The organism is Actinokineospora terrae (genome assembly GCF_900111175.1).
In the GTDB taxonomy this organism is placed as follows: Bacteria; Actinomycetota; Actinomycetes; order Mycobacteriales; family Pseudonocardiaceae; genus Actinokineospora; species Actinokineospora terrae.
The window spans coordinates 67,177-84,577 of sequence record NZ_FOGI01000003.1; the positions used below are offsets into that span (position 1 = coordinate 67,177).

Here is a 17,401-nt window from a genome sequence, read left to right on the forward strand (position 1 = left end):
CGTCCGGGGCTCAGCCGCCAACGCACTCGGCCTCATCGGCGACACACTCGCCATACCCGCACTCACCACAGCCCTCACACAAGACACCGACAGCTACACCCGGGGCTCAGCGGCCAACGCACTCGGACGAATCGGCAGCACACTCGCGGTACCCGCACTCACCACCACACTCACACAAGACACCGACTCCGTCGTCCGGGGCTCGGCAGCTACCGCACTCGGTCGAATCGGCGACGTCCACACGGCGGAGGTCCTTCGAACCACCATCGGCAATCCCGAGGAGTCGTTGCTCACCCGACGCGCCGCCGTGGGTTCCCTCCTGCACATGGACACCGGGGACGAGGCGTGGGTCACGGAGGTGGCCGACCAACTCAACTTCTCCCCCAGCGACCGCCAGGGAAGGGCTCTGCGCGGCGCTCTCGTCAACCTGTTGGCCCGCAAGGAGATCACGCCCGAGACCAAGGCCTGGCTGGTCGGAGTGATCTACAGGGACCCGGACCCGATGAACCGCACGACCGCTCTCGAAGGGCTGGCCAGGGCTGGTCGCGCCGACCCGGATCTGATCAAGTTCACGATCGCACCCGAGCGCCCGCGATCGGACAAGCGGCCGAGAGACACCGACCGGGGTGTGTGCGGCACAGCGGCAAAGGCCGTCGTGCGTGCTGCCGCAGATCACCCGGCCTACACAGAGTCGTTGCTCCCCAGCGTTGCCCACTTGCTCGCACAGAAGGACACTCACAAGTCGACGATCAACCCCCCACTGGGACATCTGCGCTTGCTCCCCTTGCCTGTCGCAGAAAGGGTGTTCACCCGCCTCGTCGAGCTCATCGGCGACCGCAGAACGGACAACCCGTACCTCGACAAGGCGTTGGCCGAGTCGCAACAGGACTTGGCTGAGCGCAAGCAGGTGCGGGCCGAGGTCGAGTCATTCGCCAGCAACCCCGAGGCAGTGCTCATGGGGTTCCGCGAACAACGGAAGTCGAGGTTCGAAGTGACCGCGCCGGAAATCGACGACAAGTGCCACGTCGCCCTGCTCACGGCTGTGCCGGTGGAGACCAAGGCCCTGTTCCAGGTGCTCGACGAGCGCGGTATCGCCACCGTCGGGGTGCAGCGCGACGGGCGGTACTACGACGTCTTCGAGTTGTCTTCCACCGGTCAAGCCCCTGTTCGCGTGGCCACCACACAAGCCACCGACCAGGGCGGCCCATCAGCGGCGGCGGTCACGCGGGATCTGTTGTCGGCGTTCCGGCCTGATCTGGTGTTCCTCATCGGAGTGTGCGGCGGGTTCGACGAGCACGGTGTGGCACTGGGCGATGTGCTGTTCGCCCGGGAGGTGTTCGACTACGGCCCGGAGAAGGTGCGGCCGGAGGGTGGTGGTCTCCGGCCGCAGGTGTACCGGACCGATGAGCAGGTTCTGCGGCTCGTCAACTGGCTGCACACCCGGGGCAGGCTCGACGCCTCGCTGGGAGGTGCGCGGTTGGTGGTGAAGGACTTCGCCAGCGGCGAGAAGGTGGTCGCCTGGCGGGAGTCCGAGTTGCGCGCGCAGTTGGTCGGCCTGTCCGCCGACATGGGCGGGGTGGAGACCGAGGCGCACGGGGTGATGCACGCTGTCTGGGAGGCGTTCAAGGCAAGGGAGTTCGTGGGCGGGGCGGTGCTCAAGTGCGTGAGCGACCTCGGTGACGAGGAGATGGGCATGAACAAGGAGGACAAGCAGACCAAGGCCGCGCTGCGGGCGGCTCGGGTCGCACTGGACGTGGCGGCGGCATTCCGCCGCTCGGACGGCTGACCTGGTACCGCCGAGCGAGTTCTACCGTCCACACAGGACCGTCAGGCGCCGAAGCGATAGACGGTTTCGCCGTCCAGGAGGTGGCGTAGGCGGGCGGCTCGGGCTGTCCAGGTCCAGTCCTTTTCCATCCACTTCCGGCCTGCGGCGCCCATTTCCGCGGCGCGTGACGGATCCCCCAGCAGTTCGACGATCCGAGCGGCGATGTCCGCCACGGCGCGTCCGTCGACCACGTGTCCGGTCTTCCCGTCCTGCACCGTCTCCGGTGCCCCGCCGGAATCCCCCACGATCACGGGCAGTCCAGTAGCAGCCGCCTCCAGGAAGACGATTCCCAGCGCCTCGACGTCCAGGCCCTTGCCGTGCGTCCGGCATGGCATCGCGAAGACGTCCCCGGCTGCGTAGTGTGCGGGGAGTTCTTCCCAGGGCACAGCCCCCGTGAACACCACGTGCGAGGAAACCCCTGCCGCCGCGGCCAAACTCTCCAGCCTCGACCGATAAGGCCCCCCGCCCACCAACAGCAGCACCGCGTCCTGGATTCGCGAGCGGATGGCCGGTAGTGCCCGGATCAGCACATCCTGGCCCTTGCGAGGCATCAGCCGGGAGACGCACACGATCACCGGACGATCACCTAGGCCGTGCCGTGCACGAATCGCCGACCTGGCACCAGCATCGGGGCGGTAGAGCTCAGTGTCCACACCGGACGGAAGTAGCTCCAAGGCCGCCTGTGGACCAAAGGCCGCCGCGAATCGAGACCGTGTGTACCCGCTCACGTAGGTCACCACGTCGGTCGTGGAACCGATGCGCCGCAAGGACTGCCGCGCCGCGGGCAGCATTGACCAGCCGACCTCGTGGCCGTGGGTGCTGGCGACGATCCGGCGGGCGCCTGCCTTGCGGAGTACCGGGGCGAGCAGCGCCAGGGGGGCTGCCGCGCCGAACCAGGCCGAGTCGCAGCCTTCCGCGCGGAGGATCTCGCGGGCTCGGCGGGCTACCGCGGGGGTGGGCAGCATGAGCTTGCCCGGGTGGCGGACCACCGTGAACGGCTGGGCCGCGTCGAAGGTCTCCGCGCCGTCCCAGGCCGGGGCGTAGACGACCAGCTCCTGGCCGGGGAGCCACTTGGCGAAGGAGTGGAGGTACGACTGGATGCCCCCCGGTCGCGGGGGGAAGTCATTGGTGACCAGGAGGGTCTTGCGCACCCGTCCAACCTAGCGGCGGTCAGCGCAGGGTCGCGCGCAGGTAGGACTGCCACTGCTTGAGCAGGCCCGCGCGGTCCACGCCGATGACGCGGCGGAGCAGGTCGTCGGTGTCGCTGGCGGAGATGGGGCCCGCGCCCGCGAGTTCGCGGTACAGGTCGACCAGGCGGGGTTCGCCGTAGCGGTCGGCGAGGAAGCGGGCGATGGACCAGGCCTGCTGGTACGCCAGGTCCAGGCTGCGGTCGCGGGCGCGGAAGTCGCGGTCCTCGGGCAGCGCGGCGGGCGGACCCGAGTCGCGGACGCGTTTGGCCAGGTCAGGGGCACCTTGGGCGAGGGTTATCCCGCTGTCGCGGTACCCGACGTAGTCCGCGAAGCCCTCCAGCAGCCACATCGGGGACCCGTCGACGGTCTCGGCGCGCGCGGCGACGTGGGTGATCTCGTGTTTTAGGACTACCCGCAGCGACGCCACCGACAGGGCTCTAGCGCCGGTCGGGCTCAACACGACCCGCTGCCCGGTAGCGGTATGACGAGCGGTGTCGACCCTGTCTGCGATAGCTACCGCCACCACGGACTCGACCGGGAAGTCCGGCCCGACCAGGGCACGCATCTCCACCGGGCTGTCCGGCAGGATCAACGCCACCTTCTTAGGCCAGTTGTCCCCCCACACCTGACTGACCGCGGCAACCGAAGAGTCCAGCTCACGCACAAGACGGTCAACCATCGGTTGACTCCCCCGGTGCGCCACCACCAGCCCGTGCTCGGTAGGGGTAACCACACAAGGCCCGAAGTCCCACGGCCCGCGCCAACTGCGCCGCCCCAGGTCCGTCAGCGCCGAGTCGGACCGCAGGTACCAGGTGCCCGCGCGCTTGGCGAACAGGAACCCCATCGGCCGGGTGGTGGGGATCTGGTCGATGCCGCGCAGCCCGTAGCGCAGCTCCACCGCGGGCGCCCACAGCTCGGCCGACGGGTCGGCGGCGGGCGCGGACAGCGTGGTCAGGTCCAGCGTGTCGTCGGGTCTGAGCAGGTAGGACCAGGTGTCGAGCGGGATGTCGGCGAGGTTGGCGAACAGCGCGCGCTGCTCGGTGAGGAACGCCGGGTCGGCCCGGGGGTCGAGGGTGGCGGTGAACGCGGCCTCGTCCCGGTTGACCACGGCGGTGGCGCGGCGGTGCAGCAGGTCGTCGACGGCGGTGGCGCGCTCGACGGCCGCGGTCTGCTCGGACTCGCTCGGCGGCGGGAGGGCGCCCATCGGCTGTGCCTGCCCGACCTGGCCGGGCTGCTCGACGGGGGCGTGCGGCAGGCTCGCCACGGTGAGCCCGGCGAGGGTCAACGCGGCGACCGCGGCGCTCAACCACGCTCTCGCCCTCGCCCTGGTGGCCACCGGCAAATCCTAGGGCCGCGGGCCCCGCGAGGCGACCACGCGGCGGGGCTCAGGCGGGAAAACGAACGGACCCGGACCCCACCAGGGGCCCGGGTCCGCCGGAGTCGACTCAGCCGACGATGCGCCGGGCACCGAAGTAGTCGCGGCCGCCGCCCTCGACGGTGTCGGTCTTCACCGGGACACCCGAGGTCGAGGCGTGCACGATCCTGCCGCCGCCGATGTACATCGCGACGTGGTGGATCGAGCCCGCGCTGCTGCCGTAGAACAGCAGGTCACCGGGCTGCAGCTCGCTGCGCGAGACCGCCTTGCCGTACCCGTACTGGGCGCGGCTGGAGTGCGGGAGGCTGACCCCGGCCGCGGCGTAGGCGTAGAGCACCAGGCCGGAGCAGTCGAAGCTGCTCGGGCCCTCGGCACCCCACACGTAGGGCTTGCCGCGCTGGGCGAGGGCGACCTCCATGGCCCGACCGGCGGCACCGGCCGGGGCGAGGTAGACGCCGTCGTCCTTGGGGCCCTGCAGGTCGGTCTTCTCCTTGGAGGAGAGCTTGGAGTAGGCCTCCTGGACGACCTTCTTCTGCGCCTCGAGGTCGTCGCGGGTCTTGGTCACGTCCACGGCGAGCTTCTCCGCGGCGGCCTTGGCCTCGGCGGCCCTGCGCTGACCGTCCTCGGCGAGCTTGCGCGAGTCGGCCGCGGTGGTGACCGCCGTCGTGTACTTCGACAGCGCTTCCTGGTTGTCCTCGGCGAGCACGTTGAGCGCGGAGGCCCGCTCGAGGAAGTCGTCGGCGGACGACCCGGTCAGCAGCGCGGAGATCTTGTTGAACCTGGCGCCCTGGAAGGAGGCGTTGGCCAGCAGGTCGACCTGGCCGCGGAACTGCTCCTCCAGCGCCAGCGCCTGCTTCTCGTTGGCCGCGGCGAGCGCGACGTCGTTGGTGGCCTTGTCGAACTCGACCTGCTTGGCCTGCAGGTCGGTCTTGGCCTTGAGCAGGTCCTCGTTGACCTTCTCGGTCTGCTTGTTGAGCTCCTGGTACTTCGCCAGCGCCTCGCTCGCGGTGGTCGGCGGCGCGGGGGGCTGGGCGAAGGCTGGGGACGGCGAGAACGCGACCACGGCGATGACGGCCGTGACCGTCAGGGCACCGCGCTTGGCACGTTTGAGTCGATGCGACGACACGTCGCGCGTACTCCTTCGTCTGTCGCACCGCCGACGGGGCCGATCACGATCACCCGGTGCGCCCAGGCACCGGGGACCACCCGACCGGGTCGGCGCATGCGGCAGGGCCACAACAGCTCGGCCACAACGCGCCCGATCGAGGACAGCCCCACCGTGGGGGAATCCGGTTCAGCCCGGGGAGGGGGCCGATTCGGCGGCGATCTCGCGTCGCCACCTCGGGGTGGTGGCTGCGGGCCGCGAGATCTCGGACAGGTTACGAAAAGTAAGCCCACGCGTCCACCGGCGAGGGCGAAAAAGGTTTGCCAGCCGGCGGAAAACACCAACGGAGCAGTACCGACTGCCGTCTGTGATGACGACAACAGTGCAGTTCACCCGCAGGTGGCAGATCGCCCAAACCGCTCGGCGCGCGAAGCGACCACTCACCGCGAGCCGGATTCACCCCGGGCGTGTCGGGTCCATCAGGCGGACTTCTCGATCGGGATCAGCCGCAGCCGGTGCACCATGCCCGCGCTGGCCAGCGCGTCGATGGCGGCGCACTCGCGCTCGTCGAGGTCGACCGTGGGCGGCGCGCCGAGCAGGGCGGTGACCACGCATTCCTTGCACGCGTCGCCGCGGACCTCGCAGGTGTCGCAGTCGATGACCATGGTCCATCCCCTTCCGATACCCCAGCCGTCGATCGGTGCCGTCGATCAAGGACGACATTAGGAGAGGGCACCGACAATTTCGCTCACCTGTTCGAGAAGTTACCCCGAACGAGTCGATCAATGGCGACTCAGGCCGCCACGTACTCCCAGTGCCAGGGTTCTTCCCGGCCGCCGCCCCGGCGGGCCCAAAGCGGGTTCGACCAGCCGAACGCCGGGGCGTTGGCGATCATCCAGGCGTATTCGGCCGAGCCCGCGGTCTGCACGCCGCCGCAGAGGTCGACGGCCAGTCCCCATCCGTGGTTGCTGGTTCCGGGAACGGCGGCCAAAGCGGGCTTGACCGCGTAGAGCTGCACTTGCGCGGCGTAAGCCCGGTAGGAGTCTGTGACGCATAGTGGGCGGCCGAACGCGGTTCCGAAGGCCGCCGACATCGCCTGGTAGCCCTGAGCGGCGTCGCAGCGCAGGGCGTGACTACCGACGCCGATCGGACAGAGGGCCGTGAGCGGGATAAGACCGTTCGGATAGCCACCCCAGGCGCTGGCGGCCTCCCCTGCGGACCGGGCCGGGAGCTGCACGCCGCCACAGCGCCAGGTGAGCCCACCGTCAGTGGCCTTGGGTGCCGCTTGGGGGTCTCGGAGCGCTAGGGAAGGCCTGCCGAAGCCCAGGACGGTGTCGGCCCCAGGTAGGTCTGCCACGACCACACCGGCCAACCTGGCGTCGGCCACGAGCATCGACTTCTCGTCCAGGACGATCCCGACGCTCTGCGCACCCAGCCGCGCGGGCCCGATGAAGACGACGTCTCCGGGCCTGGGGTCGGTGACCGGTGCCAGAACGCCGTACTGCTCGCCTACGGTGCCGGGCAGGGGTATGCCACTCGACGCATATGCCGCGCGGACGAGCCCGTCACAGGAGTACGCGGTCGGGCCCTCTCCGCCGACACCCGGCACATAGGGCTTCCCGAGCGCGCCAATAGCTAGCGTGACCGCCTTCTGCGTCTCCTCAGGCAGCACCAACAGCCGATCGCCACCCACGACGACCTGCGCCACACCGGGCTGACGAGCACCGTTAGTGCCAACGAGCGGAAGCAGCCCGGCAGGTAGACGGTCGGGATCGCGCAGGTCCACGGCCTTCGGTAGTACGACCTTCGCTGCCGCGAGCCGGTCGGTGTAGGCCTTCCAGTTGGCGGCCGTAGTGGTGTTCCGTTCCAGCTGCGCCTTCTGCAACGCGACTACGGCGGCGTCGGTGTCCGCGAGCTTCCCGCGCAACTCGGACGACACCGCCGCAGCGCGGTTAGAGGCGTCGGCACTGCGCCGGTCCAACTCCGCCCTGCGCTCACTGGCCGTCCGCTGCGCACCGAGAGCGCCAATCTCGGCTTTCGCAGCCGCTCGCTGCCGGTCGACGGCAGCCCCGAGCCTGGCGTCAAGATCCGCCCGCAGACGCCCGACCAGGGAATTCCCGGCCAGGAAGTCATCCGGACTGCCAGCGGTGAGCAGAACCCGCACGGCATCCGGCTTACCGAGAGTGGAGTAGAGCGCGGAGGTATAGGCGTCGACCTCGGCCTGCTGCTCAGCCACGGCCCGATCAGCCTCCGCCCGGCGCGTGGTGGCCCCGGTGACCTGCGCACTCGCCTCGTCCAACTCGTCCTGGGCGGTGTGCGCGAGCTGGGAGAGGGTCGCGAGCTCCCGCTGAACATCAGTCGCGGTCCGCTGCAACGCCGCCACCTTGGGGTCGGCAAACGCCTCACCCGGCCGCGTATCAGGAGGCACCGTGCCAGGCGCCACCCCAGCCTCAACCTGCGGCGGGTCGGCCTGCGCGCGCTCGGATCCGGCCTCGAGTCGGGACTGCGCGGGTGCCGGGTGGTTCGGCAGGGCTGCCAGTAGCAGCACTGCCGCGCCGAGGGCGAGGGCCGAGCGCATGGGGGTTACACGCGGCCGAGCCTGGCGAGCAGGACGGCGGAGGGCACGGGGTGTGCGCCGCGTCTGCGGACCGCGTCGGCTACGGCTCGGTCGGAGGTGACGACGACCACTGGCCTGCCTTCGGGTTCCGCGGTGACCAGGGCCTTGATGACGTCGTCGGCGAGGACGCCGGGGTCGCTGAACAGGACGCGGACGCCGCGGGGGGCGGTGACCGGGACGGCGACGACGCCCGCGCCGTCGAAGACGAGGGTGACCTCGGCGGAGGTGCGGGCAGCGAGGGACGCGAGTTGGCGGATGAGGCGGTCGCGTTGGTCGGCTAGAGACAGCTCGGCATAACCGGTCTTGGTGACGTTGTAGCCGTCGACGACCACGTGCACGGCAGGTAGTGCCAACAGCCGCTCTAGCGCTGCCGGATCCTCTACCCGTCCCACGACTCCTTGGGCTGCCGTCGCCCCACGCACCAAGTCGGCGGGGCGGGGCCCGCCGCCACCTAGGGCGAGTTCGCGGCGCAAGCCGGTGACGGCGCCGTCCAGCGTGTCGACCAAGAGAGCCAGCCGGACCTCGTCGGCCTGCCTGGCCTCGCGGGCGGACTGACGGGCGATCTCGGCGTCGGCCTCGGCGCGGGCGGCGCGGGCCCGTTCGTTCTCGGCGCGTTCACGGTCGCGGTCGCGCTGCTCGGTCAACACGGCCAGCTCGGCGTTCGCCTCGGCCCGGATCGTCTCAGCGGCGGCTTCAGCGGCGGCGGCGGCATCCTTCGCGGCACGCAGCCGGGCGCCCTGTTCCCGCAGCCGCTTACGCAACCGCTCGAGCTCGACCTCACCCTCGGCGCGGACGCTGTCAGCGGCACCGCTAGAGGACGCCAGCTCGGTCTTGACCCGCTCCAACTCGGCCTCGACCTTGCGCAACCGGTTCACCGCGGCGTCCCGTTCCGCGCGCAGCGACGAGTCCGACGCCCGCCGCGACACCAGTTCCAGGTAGTGCACCGCGGTTTCCTCGCCGAGCAGCACCGCTGCGGCCGCGACCGTCACCGGGTCATCTCCGCCGAGGTCGAGCGCGGCGGGCTTGTGGTCGCGGCACCACTGCACGACGGCGGTGCGGAACCCGGGCACGTCCCGCAGGCAGGCGATGATCGCCGACCCGCCCAGCCGCGCCCGCTTGGCAGGCGCGAACCGCGCCACCGCCCGCAACTGCTGCGGCACGTCGACCTTCGGCAACGCCCCGACCGCCTCCGCCGCCAGCTCGGCGAGCCGCCCGCGAACCGGGTCCGGCAGCCCTGACCACTCCACGACGGGACCCGGATCGTCCGATGTGGACGACTCCGACCCCGCGGGGGGTTCGGGCAGCGAGGACAGTGCCATCCCTTAAGGCTAGCCCTGCGCCGCGAACCCGCAGCGAGGAACCGCGCCGGGGCGGGTGGACCACGCGCTGGTCAGTCCTCCACCAGTGTCGATTCCTCGCCACGGCGGGTAGGCGCGAGCAAGTACGCGGCGCGTTCGTCGTCCCACGCGCGTGGGCCATAGAGGGCGATCGGGAGGAAGTCGCTATCCGTGGCGGATGGCCCCAACTGGGCCGTAGTGGGTACCTGACGCTGGAGCTCCTTAAGCGCGGCGGCGCCGACCCGACCGTGCAGCCAGAGCCAGGCGGCGACGGTAGGGATAACCACGACGGCGCCGGTGACCACGGAGGCGCCGGAAGCCAGCAGCAGCACGACGAACACGGCACCGGCCAGGGTCAGCACCCCCAGCAACGCGGTCACCCGGATCCGCGCGGTGAGGAGCCAGTCCCGCGCCGGGGGCTCCAGGTCGACCTCGGGAGACGGGGACTCCCGAGTCCCACCGCCGGGTGCCCGCCCGGCGTGGTCGCGCAGCCGGGTCACCGTGCCGTCCGGGTGCAGCTCGATGTCGCCCAGGACCGTCGCGCGGATGACGGCGAGGTCGGGAAAGTGCCCGGCCAACGCGGCGACCCCGTCCGCGTCGAGGCCGGTGAGGTAGCGCCGACCCCGCCTCTGCGTCAGCAGCACGATCACGGTGGCGATCACCAGCAGGCCGAGGTGGATGCCGACGAAGGTGAGACTCGACTTTTCGGACACGGCGCGAGTCTGGCAGGTGCTAGTCGCGGGGCAGCGTGGAGGCGCGGGCCCGGTCGGCGCGGTCGAGCCAGGGGCGCCAGCTCGCGGCGGCGTGGGCGGGCTCCGACCAGGGGTGGGAGCACTGGACCATCCGGGTGCCGGGCTTGTCGAGCCAGCGCAGGACGACGCCGACCTCGTCCGCCGGGGCGCCGAACAGCGGGCCCGGCTCGGGGATGACGGTCTCCGCGGCGGCGACCAGCGCGGCCACCACCGGCATCGGCGGCACACCCCGGCGGGCGACCCCGGCCGAGGCGAGTCGGCCGTGGCGGACGACGGCGAACTCCCAGCCGCCGCTACCGTCCGGACGGGCCGCGACGAGTTCGGGGACCTGGGCGAGGGCGCTGAGGCGTTGGCCGCGGTCGAGGGCGCGGATCAGTGAGCGCATCCGGTCGCGGTCCGCGCCTGCCTGTTCGTAGCGCTGACTGGACGACAGGTCAGTCAGCCTTAAGTGCAGCCGGTTCAAGGGGGCCAGGTCACGGCCTGCCACGAGCGACACGGCGGCGTCGACCGCGGGGGCGTACGCGGCGGGTGTTTGGCGTCCCACGCACGGCGCTCCGCAGCGGCCCAGCTCGGCCAGCGCGCACGGGGCCGCCTCGCCGCCGCCGACCGCGATCCGCAGCGAGCACGGTCGGATGCCAGTCGCTTCCTGCAACGCGGCCATGGCCTCCTCGGCGTGCCCACGCGCGCGGAACGGCCCGAGGGCGCCGTCGCGGGGCTTGCGGACCAGGGACAACCGGGGGAACGGTTCGTCTGTCAGGACAACCCACCAGCCGTGGCGGGGGTTCTTGGACCTGCGGTTGTACGCGGGCTTGTGCGCCGACAGCAGCCGCAGCTCGCGGACCTCGGCTTCCAGCGGGTGCGCGCAGGTGATCGTGTCGACCCGCTCGGCGAGGGCGACCATCTCGCGCAGGCGCCGCCGGGTCTCGCTGGCGGTGAAGTACTGGCGGACGCGGCGGCGCAGGTCGGTCGCGGTGCCGACGTAGAGGACCTCGTCGGACGGGCCGCGGAACAGGTACACGCCCGGCTCGGTGGGCACGTGCTCGGCGAGGGTCCGCTTGCGGCGCTGCGCGGCCGTCACCTCGGGGATGTAGTCGAGCAGCTCCTCCAGCGACTGCACGCCCAGCGACCCGACCCGCTCCAGCAGACCGTGCAGCACGTCGACGGTGGCACGGGCGTCGGCGAGCGCGCGGTGGATCGGCGTCGTCGTGGCGCGGAACAGCTGGGCCAGCGCGGAGAGCTTGCAGCTGGGCGCCTCCTCGCGGCTCAGCACCCGCCTGCCCAGCCGCACCGTGCACACCACGGCAGGTTTCGGCCACGCGTACCCCAACCGCTGGCAGGCCGCCTTCACGAACCCGACGTCGAACCCGGCGTTGTGCGCGACCAGCACCGACCCCGCCGCGAACTCCAGGAACGCGGGCAACACCTCATCCACCCGCGGCGCCGCGTACACCATGGCGTTCGTGATCCCGGTGAGCTGCACGATCTCCGGCGGAATCCCCCGCCCCGGGTCGACCAGCGTCGCGAACTCCCCGATCACCTCACCGCCGCGCACCTTCACCGCACCGAACTCGGTGATCGCGTCCTGCTCCGCACTCCCCCCGGTGGTCTCCAGGTCGAACACGACGAACGTCGTCTCCCGCAACGGGGTCCCCAGCTCGTCGAAGGCCAACTGCGCGCGGGTGCTCGTCGTCGTGCTCATCACACCCGAAGCTAGATCACCCCACCGACACTTCCCCGGCGGTCACCAGCTGTCGTTGTCCTTGTAGACCGGGGTCGACTCCGAGAAGTCCTCGTCGTCCGCGACCGGGCGTTTGCGGGGAGCAGGTTCTGCACCAGCCTCGGCAGGGGGCTCGATGTGCTGGACGATGTCGGCGGCGCCGCCGAGGGGGACGAAAGCGCCAGCTACGGAGTCGGCGGCGGATTGGCGGGCGGATACGACCAGGGCCATGATCTGCCCGGCCAGGGCCTTGCCGGTGGTGCCGAGGGCGACGTCGGTGAGGGTGAGGTTGGTGAGGGCTCCGTTGGGGGCGACGGTGACCGCGATGGTGCCGTCGGCGGAGGTCTTGGTGGTGGCCGACGACTCGACGGCCTGTTTGAAGTCGGTGGCCTTCTGCTGCAGGTCGGCGACCTTGGCCTCGAAGTCGGCCAGCCACTCGTCCGGTGTCTGCACCCCGTGTCCTCTCCCTCGGCTCGCGGGCACGAGCGTAGCGGCCCGCTGCTCTAGGCTGGCCGGGTCGAGCACACCCGCGAGAGGGGCCCCGGACCATGATCACCGCGATCGTGCTGATCAGCGCCGCCACCGACGCCATCGCCGAGACCGCCCAGGCCATCGCGGACGTCGACGGTGTGGCGGAGGTCTACTCCTGCGCGGGCGACATCGACCTGGTGGCGATCCTGCGGGTGCCCGACCACGAGGACCTGGCGCGGCTCATCCCCGGCCACATCAGCAAGATCCCCGGCGTCCTGGACACCGCGACGCACATCGCCTACCGGTCCTTCTCCAGCCACGACACCCAGGCCGCCTTCGACCTCGGCGACGACTAAACCGACTAGAAGCGCCCCTCGAAGATCACCCGGGCGATCTCGGTGTCGGTCTGGCGGCCCTCGTCGTACCCGCCGCGGCCTGCCAGATTGTTCATGATGGCCAGCGTGTACCGCTCACCCGGGCCCACGAAGCCCACGGTGTTCATCACCCACCCGCCGTCCTCCTCCGACCACCCGTCCTTGTTGCCCGGGTGCGCGGCGGCCCCCGCCCCCCACACCCCCCACTGCTGGTTGGGCGCGACCTGCCGCATCTGGTCCAGGACGAACCCCCGGTCGGCGGCGGGCAGCTCCCCCAGCACGTAGTTGATCAGGCGGTCCAGGTCGTCGGCGGTGCACTTCTGGAAGCCCCAGTACGGGAAGACCTTGCTGTACCCGCGCTGGGGCTGCAACGAGGTCATCCCGTAGCGGGGGAACGACCGGTTGAACGCCGTGTGGTCGGATCCGCCGTACTTGGTCCACAGCGCGGTCGCGGCGTCGTCGTCGGACCGGTGGAGCATCGAGGTCATCTGCTCGCGGTCGTGCGCGGACAGCCGGATCGTGCGTTCCCGGTCGCGGCGCAGCAGGTCGACCACCATCGCCAGCTTGATCGTGGACGCCGTCCAGGTCATGTCCCCGGCGTGGTCGTTGCGCCACACCGCGCCGGTCTGGCGGTCGCGGACGACGATGCCCACCGTGCCCGGCCGACCGGCCGCGTAGGCCTGGGCGGCGGCGAAACGGCGCTGGAAGTCGCAGTCGAACCCCGACTGCGGCAGCGGGCACCCCTCAGGCGACGCTCCGGGTGGCGAGCCGGACGGAGCGGACGACGGCGCCACGGCGTGGTGCGGGGCTTCCCCGGCGGAGACCGCGACCGTGTCGGCACCGCACCCGGCGAGCAACAGCCCCACGACAGCCACCGTCACTGCGCGTAACACCCGCTCGATCACGGCAGCGAGGCTATCGCGAATCCTCGACGTGCGGCAGGGAAAGTCCAGGCCACGAACGCGTGTGGGGCGACACCCGACCGGGTGCCGCCCCACACGAGCAGTCAGATCAGTGCTTCTTCGACGGGTCCTCGGCCGACGAACCGGCCTCCAGCGCCGTCTGCTCGCCGTGCTGGGCCGCCCTGGCCCGAGCCAGCGCCGCGGTCTCCTCGGCCGGGTCCGGCGTGAGCCAGGAGCCGACGACCGGGGCACCGGCGGAGCCGAGCTTGTTCATCTTCTTCGGCACCGCCGCGCCCTGGTACTCCAGCGGGATCGGGTGGCCGTGGTCGTCCACCGGGCCGAGCGGCTGGTGGATCTCGATGAACTCGCCGTGCGGGAGCCGCTTGATGATGCCGGTCTCCACACCGTGCTCGAGCACCTCGCGGTCCGAGCGCTGCAACCCGAGGCAGATGCGGTAGGTGAGGAAGTACGCGATCGGCGGCAGCACCAGCAGCCCGATGCGGCCCATCCAGGTGGTGGCGTTGAGCGAGATGAAGAACTTCTCCGCCAGCACGTCGTTGGCCGCCGAGAGCAGCGACACCATGAAGTAGGTGATCGCCATGACGCCGAGGCTGGTGCGGACCGGGACGTCGCGGGGCCGCTGCAGCAGGTTGTGGTGCGCGTAGTCCTTGGTGAACTTGCGCTCGATCCACGGGTACACCGTCGCGATGCCGCCGAGCAGCGGCAGGCCCAGCATGAACGGGAAGAACGCCGCCGGGATCGTGTAGTTCCCGAGGTAGATCTCCCACGCGGGCCACAGCCGGATCAGGCCGTCGGTCCAGCCCATGTACCAGTCGGGCACCGTGCCCGCCGAGATGTGCGAGGCGTTGAACGGTCCGAAGTTCCAGATCGGGTTGATCTGGAAGAGACCGCCCAGCGCCGCGGTGACGCCGACGACGACGGCCATGAACGCGCCGCCCTTGACCGCGAACACCGGCATGATGCGCACGCCAACGACGTTGGTCTCCTTGCGCCGCACACCGGGGAACTGGGTGTGCTTCTGGTACCAGACCAGCGCCAGGTGGATGCCGATGAGCGCGAGCAGGATGCCCGGCAGCAGCAGGATGTGCACCGTGTAGAGCCGGGGCACGATGTCCTCGCCCGGGAACTCGCTGCCGAAGAGCAGCCAGTGCACCCAGGTGCCCAGCACCGGGATCGACAGCAGCAGGCCGGACATGATCCGCAGGCCGGCGCCGGAGAGCAGGTCGTCGGGCAGCGAGTAGCCCGCGAAGCCCTCGGTGGCGCCGAGCAGGAACAGGTTCACGCCGATGACCCAGTTGACCTCACGCGGGCGCCGGAACGCGCCGGTGAAGAACACCCGGAACATGTGGGTGACGATCGAGGCCATGAACAGCAGCGCGGCCCAGTGGTGCATCTGCCGGGCGAACAGGCCGCCGCGCACGTCGAAGCTGATGATCAGCGTGGACTCGTACGCCCTGGACATCTCCAGGCCGCGCAGGTTGGCGAACGACCCCTGGTAGACGACCTCCTGCATGGAGGGGTCGAAGAACAGCGCCAGGTAGGTGCCGGTCAGCAGCAGCACGATGAAGCTGTAGAGCGCGATCTCGCCGAGCAGGAACGACCAGTGCGTCGGGAAGACCTTGTTCAGCTGCTTGCGCAGGCCACCGGCCGGGTGGAACCGCTCGTCTGCCCACTTCGCGCCGCCACCGGCCGCGCGCAGGGCAGCGTTGGTTGGCTTCGTGGGCGAGGTGATGGCACTCATGACTTGCGCTCCCAGAAGGCGGGCCCAACCGGCTCGATGAAATCGCTCCTGGCGTAAAGGTAACCCGTTTCCTCATCGACCGCGATGGGGAGCTGGGCCAGCTTGCGGGTCGCCGGACCGAAGATGGGCTTGGCGTACTCCAGTGCGTTGAACTGCGACTGGTGGCACGGGCAGAGGATGCGGTTGGTCCGCTGCTCGTAGAGCGAGGTGGGGCAGCCGAGGTGGCTGCAGATCTTCGTGTACGCGTAGTAGTCGCCGTAGTTGAAATCTTCCTGACCTTGGTGCTTCACCACTTTAGCCGCGTCCTCGGGGCGCAGCCGGATGATCATGACCGGGTTGTCGGAGCGCTTGAGCGCCTTCGACAGCGCCTCGTGGTCCTCGCGCTCGGACTCGCGGAACGGGAACACCGTCTCCATGCCGCCCGCGTCCAGGTCGGACGGCTTGACCAGCACGACCTCCTCCGGGTCACCGGTCGCCCGGCGCAGGAAGACGCGCTCGCCGTTGTCGGACTTCCAGCCGGTGTGCCACAGCGAGTTGGGCGAGTCGGTCTGCGCCCACGGGTCGCGGACCAGGCCGCCGAGGGCGAAGACGCCCACGCCGAGGCCCATCGCGCCCGCGCCGAGCCCGGCGGTGCGCTTGATCAGCGAGCGGCGGGCGATGCCGTTGCGGGTGCCCGAGTCGGCCAGGTGCGCCAGCAGGGTGGCCTTGTCCAGTTCGGACGAGCTGCCCTCGTGGCGCTGCTGCACGGCGATCTCGTGCGGGATGAACTTCTTCGTGTAGAGCAGCGTGCCCAGGCCGACCGAGACGACCGACAGGCCGAGGGTGGCGCCGAGCAGCGGGGTGTAGAGCGAGTACAGGAAGTACCCGTCGGTGTCCGGCGCGGTGTAGGCCGACGGCCAGAACAGGAACACCCCGGCGAAGGCGAGCCCACCGACGGCGGCGAGCAGGAACCACAGCGCGACCAGGCGCTCGGCGCGCTTCTCCGCGCGGGTGCCCTTGACCGGCCACGGGTCCGGGTACTCGACGACCTCGACACCGTCGAGCTTGCCGCCGAGTCGGACCAGCTCCTCGCGGGACATCCCCGCGAGCTCCTCCTCGGTCGGCAGCTGCTGGGGGTCGGTGGAACTCATGCTTTAGCCCCAATCCAGAGGGTCACACCGACCAGGGCGGCGATCCCCACGATGAATGCGATCAGACCCTCGGACTGCGGCCCGAGACCACCGATCGGGTTGCCACCGGGGTTGTTGTTGCCGTCGGTCACCGACTTGACGTAGGCGACGATGTCCTTCTTCTCCTCCGGCGTGAGCTGCCGGTCGGAGAACTTCGGCATGTTCTGCGGGCCGGTCAGCATGGCCGCGTAGATCTGGGTCTCGGTGACGCCGTCCAGCTTGGGCGCGTACTTGCCCGAGGACAGCGCGCCGCCGCGGCCGGTGAAGTTGTGGCAGGAGGCGCAGTTGAGCCGGAACAGCTCGCCACCGCGGGCCGGGTTGTCGCCGACCAGGGCCTTGCCGCTCTCCTCGGGCAGCTTGGTGCCGCCGCCCTTGGAGTCGACGAACGCGCTGATGGCGTCGATCTGGTGCGGGTCGAGCTTCGGTGGCTTGCGCTCGATCTGGGCTTCCTGGCGGACCGCGGGCATCCGCCCGGTCGCGGTCTGGAAGTAGGTGGCCGCCTCGCCGACGCCGACCAGGCTGGGGCCGCGGTCGGCCACGCCCTCCAGGTTGGCGCCGTGGCAGCTGATGCAGGTCGTGTTGTAGATCTGCTCGCCCTCGCGCACCAGGGCCGGGTCGCCCTCGGCGCGGGCCACCGGCGGCTCCGGCGCGAACGCGGAGTACAGGACGCCGACCGACATCAGCGCGAAACCCAGCGCAAGCAGACCGGCCACGCGCCTGCGGAGCTTGCCGCGGCGCGGCAGTTTCTTGTTCATAGAGCGGCAACCCTTGCTGTCGGTTCGGGCCCGGTGGTGCTGGTGGTGGC

Annotated in this window: 15 protein-coding genes; 2 read left to right on the plus strand and 13 right to left on the minus strand. The window is 70.5% G+C overall.

Features of this window, described 5'->3' with window-relative positions:
• Positions 1-1,786, plus strand: a 1,786-nt coding sequence (locus BMY07_RS06370; protein ID WP_177215474.1) for a HEAT repeat domain-containing protein, incomplete at its 5' end; no start/stop codon positions are given.
• Between the two features lie 41 nt (positions 1,787-1,827).
• On the opposite strand, the gene BMY07_RS06375 is transcribed toward BMY07_RS06370, so the two are convergent.
• From BMY07_RS06375 to BMY07_RS06415, 9 genes are all read right to left on the minus strand, one after another.
• A complete protein-coding gene (locus tag BMY07_RS06375) occupies positions 1,828-2,976 on the minus strand; it encodes a glycosyltransferase family 4 protein (RefSeq protein WP_092775542.1) in 1,149 nt (382 codons plus the stop codon).
• A 19-nt stretch (positions 2,977-2,995) separates the two neighbouring features.
• Positions 2,996-4,351, minus strand: a complete 1,356-nt coding sequence (locus tag BMY07_RS06380; RefSeq protein WP_245782238.1) for a peptidase MA family metallohydrolase — start codon at positions 4,349-4,351, stop codon at positions 2,996-2,998.
• A gap of 109 nt (positions 4,352-4,460) precedes the next feature.
• Positions 4,461-5,516, minus strand: coding sequence for a C40 family peptidase (locus tag BMY07_RS34805; RefSeq protein ID WP_218150616.1), 1,056 nt, complete (start codon positions 5,514-5,516; stop codon positions 4,461-4,463).
• A gap of 458 nt (positions 5,517-5,974) precedes the next feature.
• Positions 5,975-6,160, minus strand: a complete 186-nt coding sequence (locus BMY07_RS06390; RefSeq protein ID WP_092775543.1) for a hypothetical protein — start codon at positions 6,158-6,160, stop codon at positions 5,975-5,977.
• Between the two features lie 128 nt (positions 6,161-6,288).
• Positions 6,289-8,073: a D-alanyl-D-alanine carboxypeptidase family protein gene (locus BMY07_RS06395; RefSeq protein WP_092775544.1), complete on the minus strand. Its 1,785-nt coding sequence runs from the start codon at positions 8,071-8,073 to the stop codon at positions 6,289-6,291.
• A 5-nt stretch (positions 8,074-8,078) separates the two neighbouring features.
• The gene (locus tag BMY07_RS06400) at positions 8,079-9,431 is read right to left on the minus strand and encodes an NYN domain-containing protein (RefSeq protein WP_092775545.1); all 1,353 of its coding nucleotides are present in this window, start codon (positions 9,429-9,431) and stop codon (positions 8,079-8,081) included.
• Positions 9,432-9,502: 71 nt separating this feature from the next.
• Positions 9,503-10,162, minus strand: a complete 660-nt coding sequence (locus tag BMY07_RS06405; protein ID WP_092775546.1) for a hypothetical protein — start codon at positions 10,160-10,162, stop codon at positions 9,503-9,505.
• Positions 10,163-10,181: 19 nt separating this feature from the next.
• Positions 10,182-11,900, minus strand: coding sequence for a DEDD exonuclease domain-containing protein (locus BMY07_RS06410; protein WP_092775547.1), 1,719 nt, complete (start codon positions 11,898-11,900; stop codon positions 10,182-10,184).
• 42 nt (positions 11,901-11,942) lie between these two features.
• Positions 11,943-12,371, minus strand: coding sequence for a YbaB/EbfC family nucleoid-associated protein (locus BMY07_RS06415; protein WP_092775548.1), 429 nt, complete (start codon positions 12,369-12,371; stop codon positions 11,943-11,945).
• Positions 12,372-12,466: 95 nt separating this feature from the next.
• Here BMY07_RS06415 and BMY07_RS06420 point away from each other — a divergent pair, with 95 nt between their 5' ends.
• Positions 12,467-12,745 (plus strand): Lrp/AsnC family transcriptional regulator, encoded by a 279-nt coding sequence (locus tag BMY07_RS06420; RefSeq protein WP_092775549.1) that lies wholly within the window; start codon positions 12,467-12,469, stop codon positions 12,743-12,745.
• Positions 12,746-12,750: 5 nt separating this feature from the next.
• Here BMY07_RS06420 and BMY07_RS06425 read toward each other — a convergent pair whose 3' ends face one another.
• The 4 genes from BMY07_RS06425 to qcrC all read right to left on the minus strand — a co-directional run bounded on the left by BMY07_RS06425 (position 12,751) and on the right by qcrC (position 17,351).
• Positions 12,751-13,668, minus strand: coding sequence for a serine hydrolase (locus tag BMY07_RS06425; RefSeq protein WP_245782239.1), 918 nt, complete (start codon positions 13,666-13,668; stop codon positions 12,751-12,753).
• A gap of 106 nt (positions 13,669-13,774) precedes the next feature.
• Positions 13,775-15,427 (minus strand): cytochrome bc1 complex cytochrome b subunit, encoded by a 1,653-nt coding sequence (qcrB, locus tag BMY07_RS06430; protein ID WP_092775550.1) that lies wholly within the window; start codon positions 15,425-15,427, stop codon positions 13,775-13,777.
• Complete coding sequence (gene qcrA, locus BMY07_RS06435) at positions 15,424-16,557, minus strand: cytochrome bc1 complex Rieske iron-sulfur subunit (protein WP_092775551.1); 1,134 nt, start codon at positions 16,555-16,557, stop codon at positions 15,424-15,426. Before qcrA ends, qcrB begins: the two co-directional genes overlap by 4 nt.
• Complete coding sequence (qcrC, locus tag BMY07_RS06440) at positions 16,554-17,351, minus strand: cytochrome bc1 complex diheme cytochrome c subunit (RefSeq protein WP_092775552.1); 798 nt, start codon at positions 17,349-17,351, stop codon at positions 16,554-16,556. Before qcrC ends, qcrA begins: the two co-directional genes overlap by 4 nt.
• Positions 17,352-17,401: the final 50 nt, after the last annotated feature.

Coding starts and splice junctions, on each gene's coding strand:
- BMY07_RS06390 (WP_092775543.1), bottom strand. CDS start 6,160: ATGGTCATCGACTGCGACACCTGCGAGGTCCGCGGCGACGCGTGCAAG.
- BMY07_RS06395 (WP_092775544.1), bottom strand. CDS start 8,073: ATGCGCTCGGCCCTCGCCCTCGGCGCGGCAGTGCTGCTACTGGCAGCC.
- BMY07_RS06400 (WP_092775545.1), bottom strand. CDS start 9,431: ATGGCACTGTCCTCGCTGCCCGAACCCCCCGCGGGGTCGGAGTCGTCC.
- BMY07_RS06410 (WP_092775547.1), bottom strand. CDS start 11,900: ATGAGCACGACGACGAGCACCCGCGCGCAGTTGGCCTTCGACGAGCTG.
- BMY07_RS06420 (WP_092775549.1), top strand. CDS start 12,467: ATGATCACCGCGATCGTGCTGATCAGCGCCGCCACCGACGCCATCGCC.
- qcrB (WP_092775550.1), bottom strand. CDS start 15,427: ATGAGTGCCATCACCTCGCCCACGAAGCCAACCAACGCTGCCCTGCGC.
- qcrA (WP_092775551.1), bottom strand. CDS start 16,557: ATGAGTTCCACCGACCCCCAGCAGCTGCCGACCGAGGAGGAGCTCGCG.
- qcrC (WP_092775552.1), bottom strand. CDS start 17,351: ATGAACAAGAAACTGCCGCGCCGCGGCAAGCTCCGCAGGCGCGTGGCC.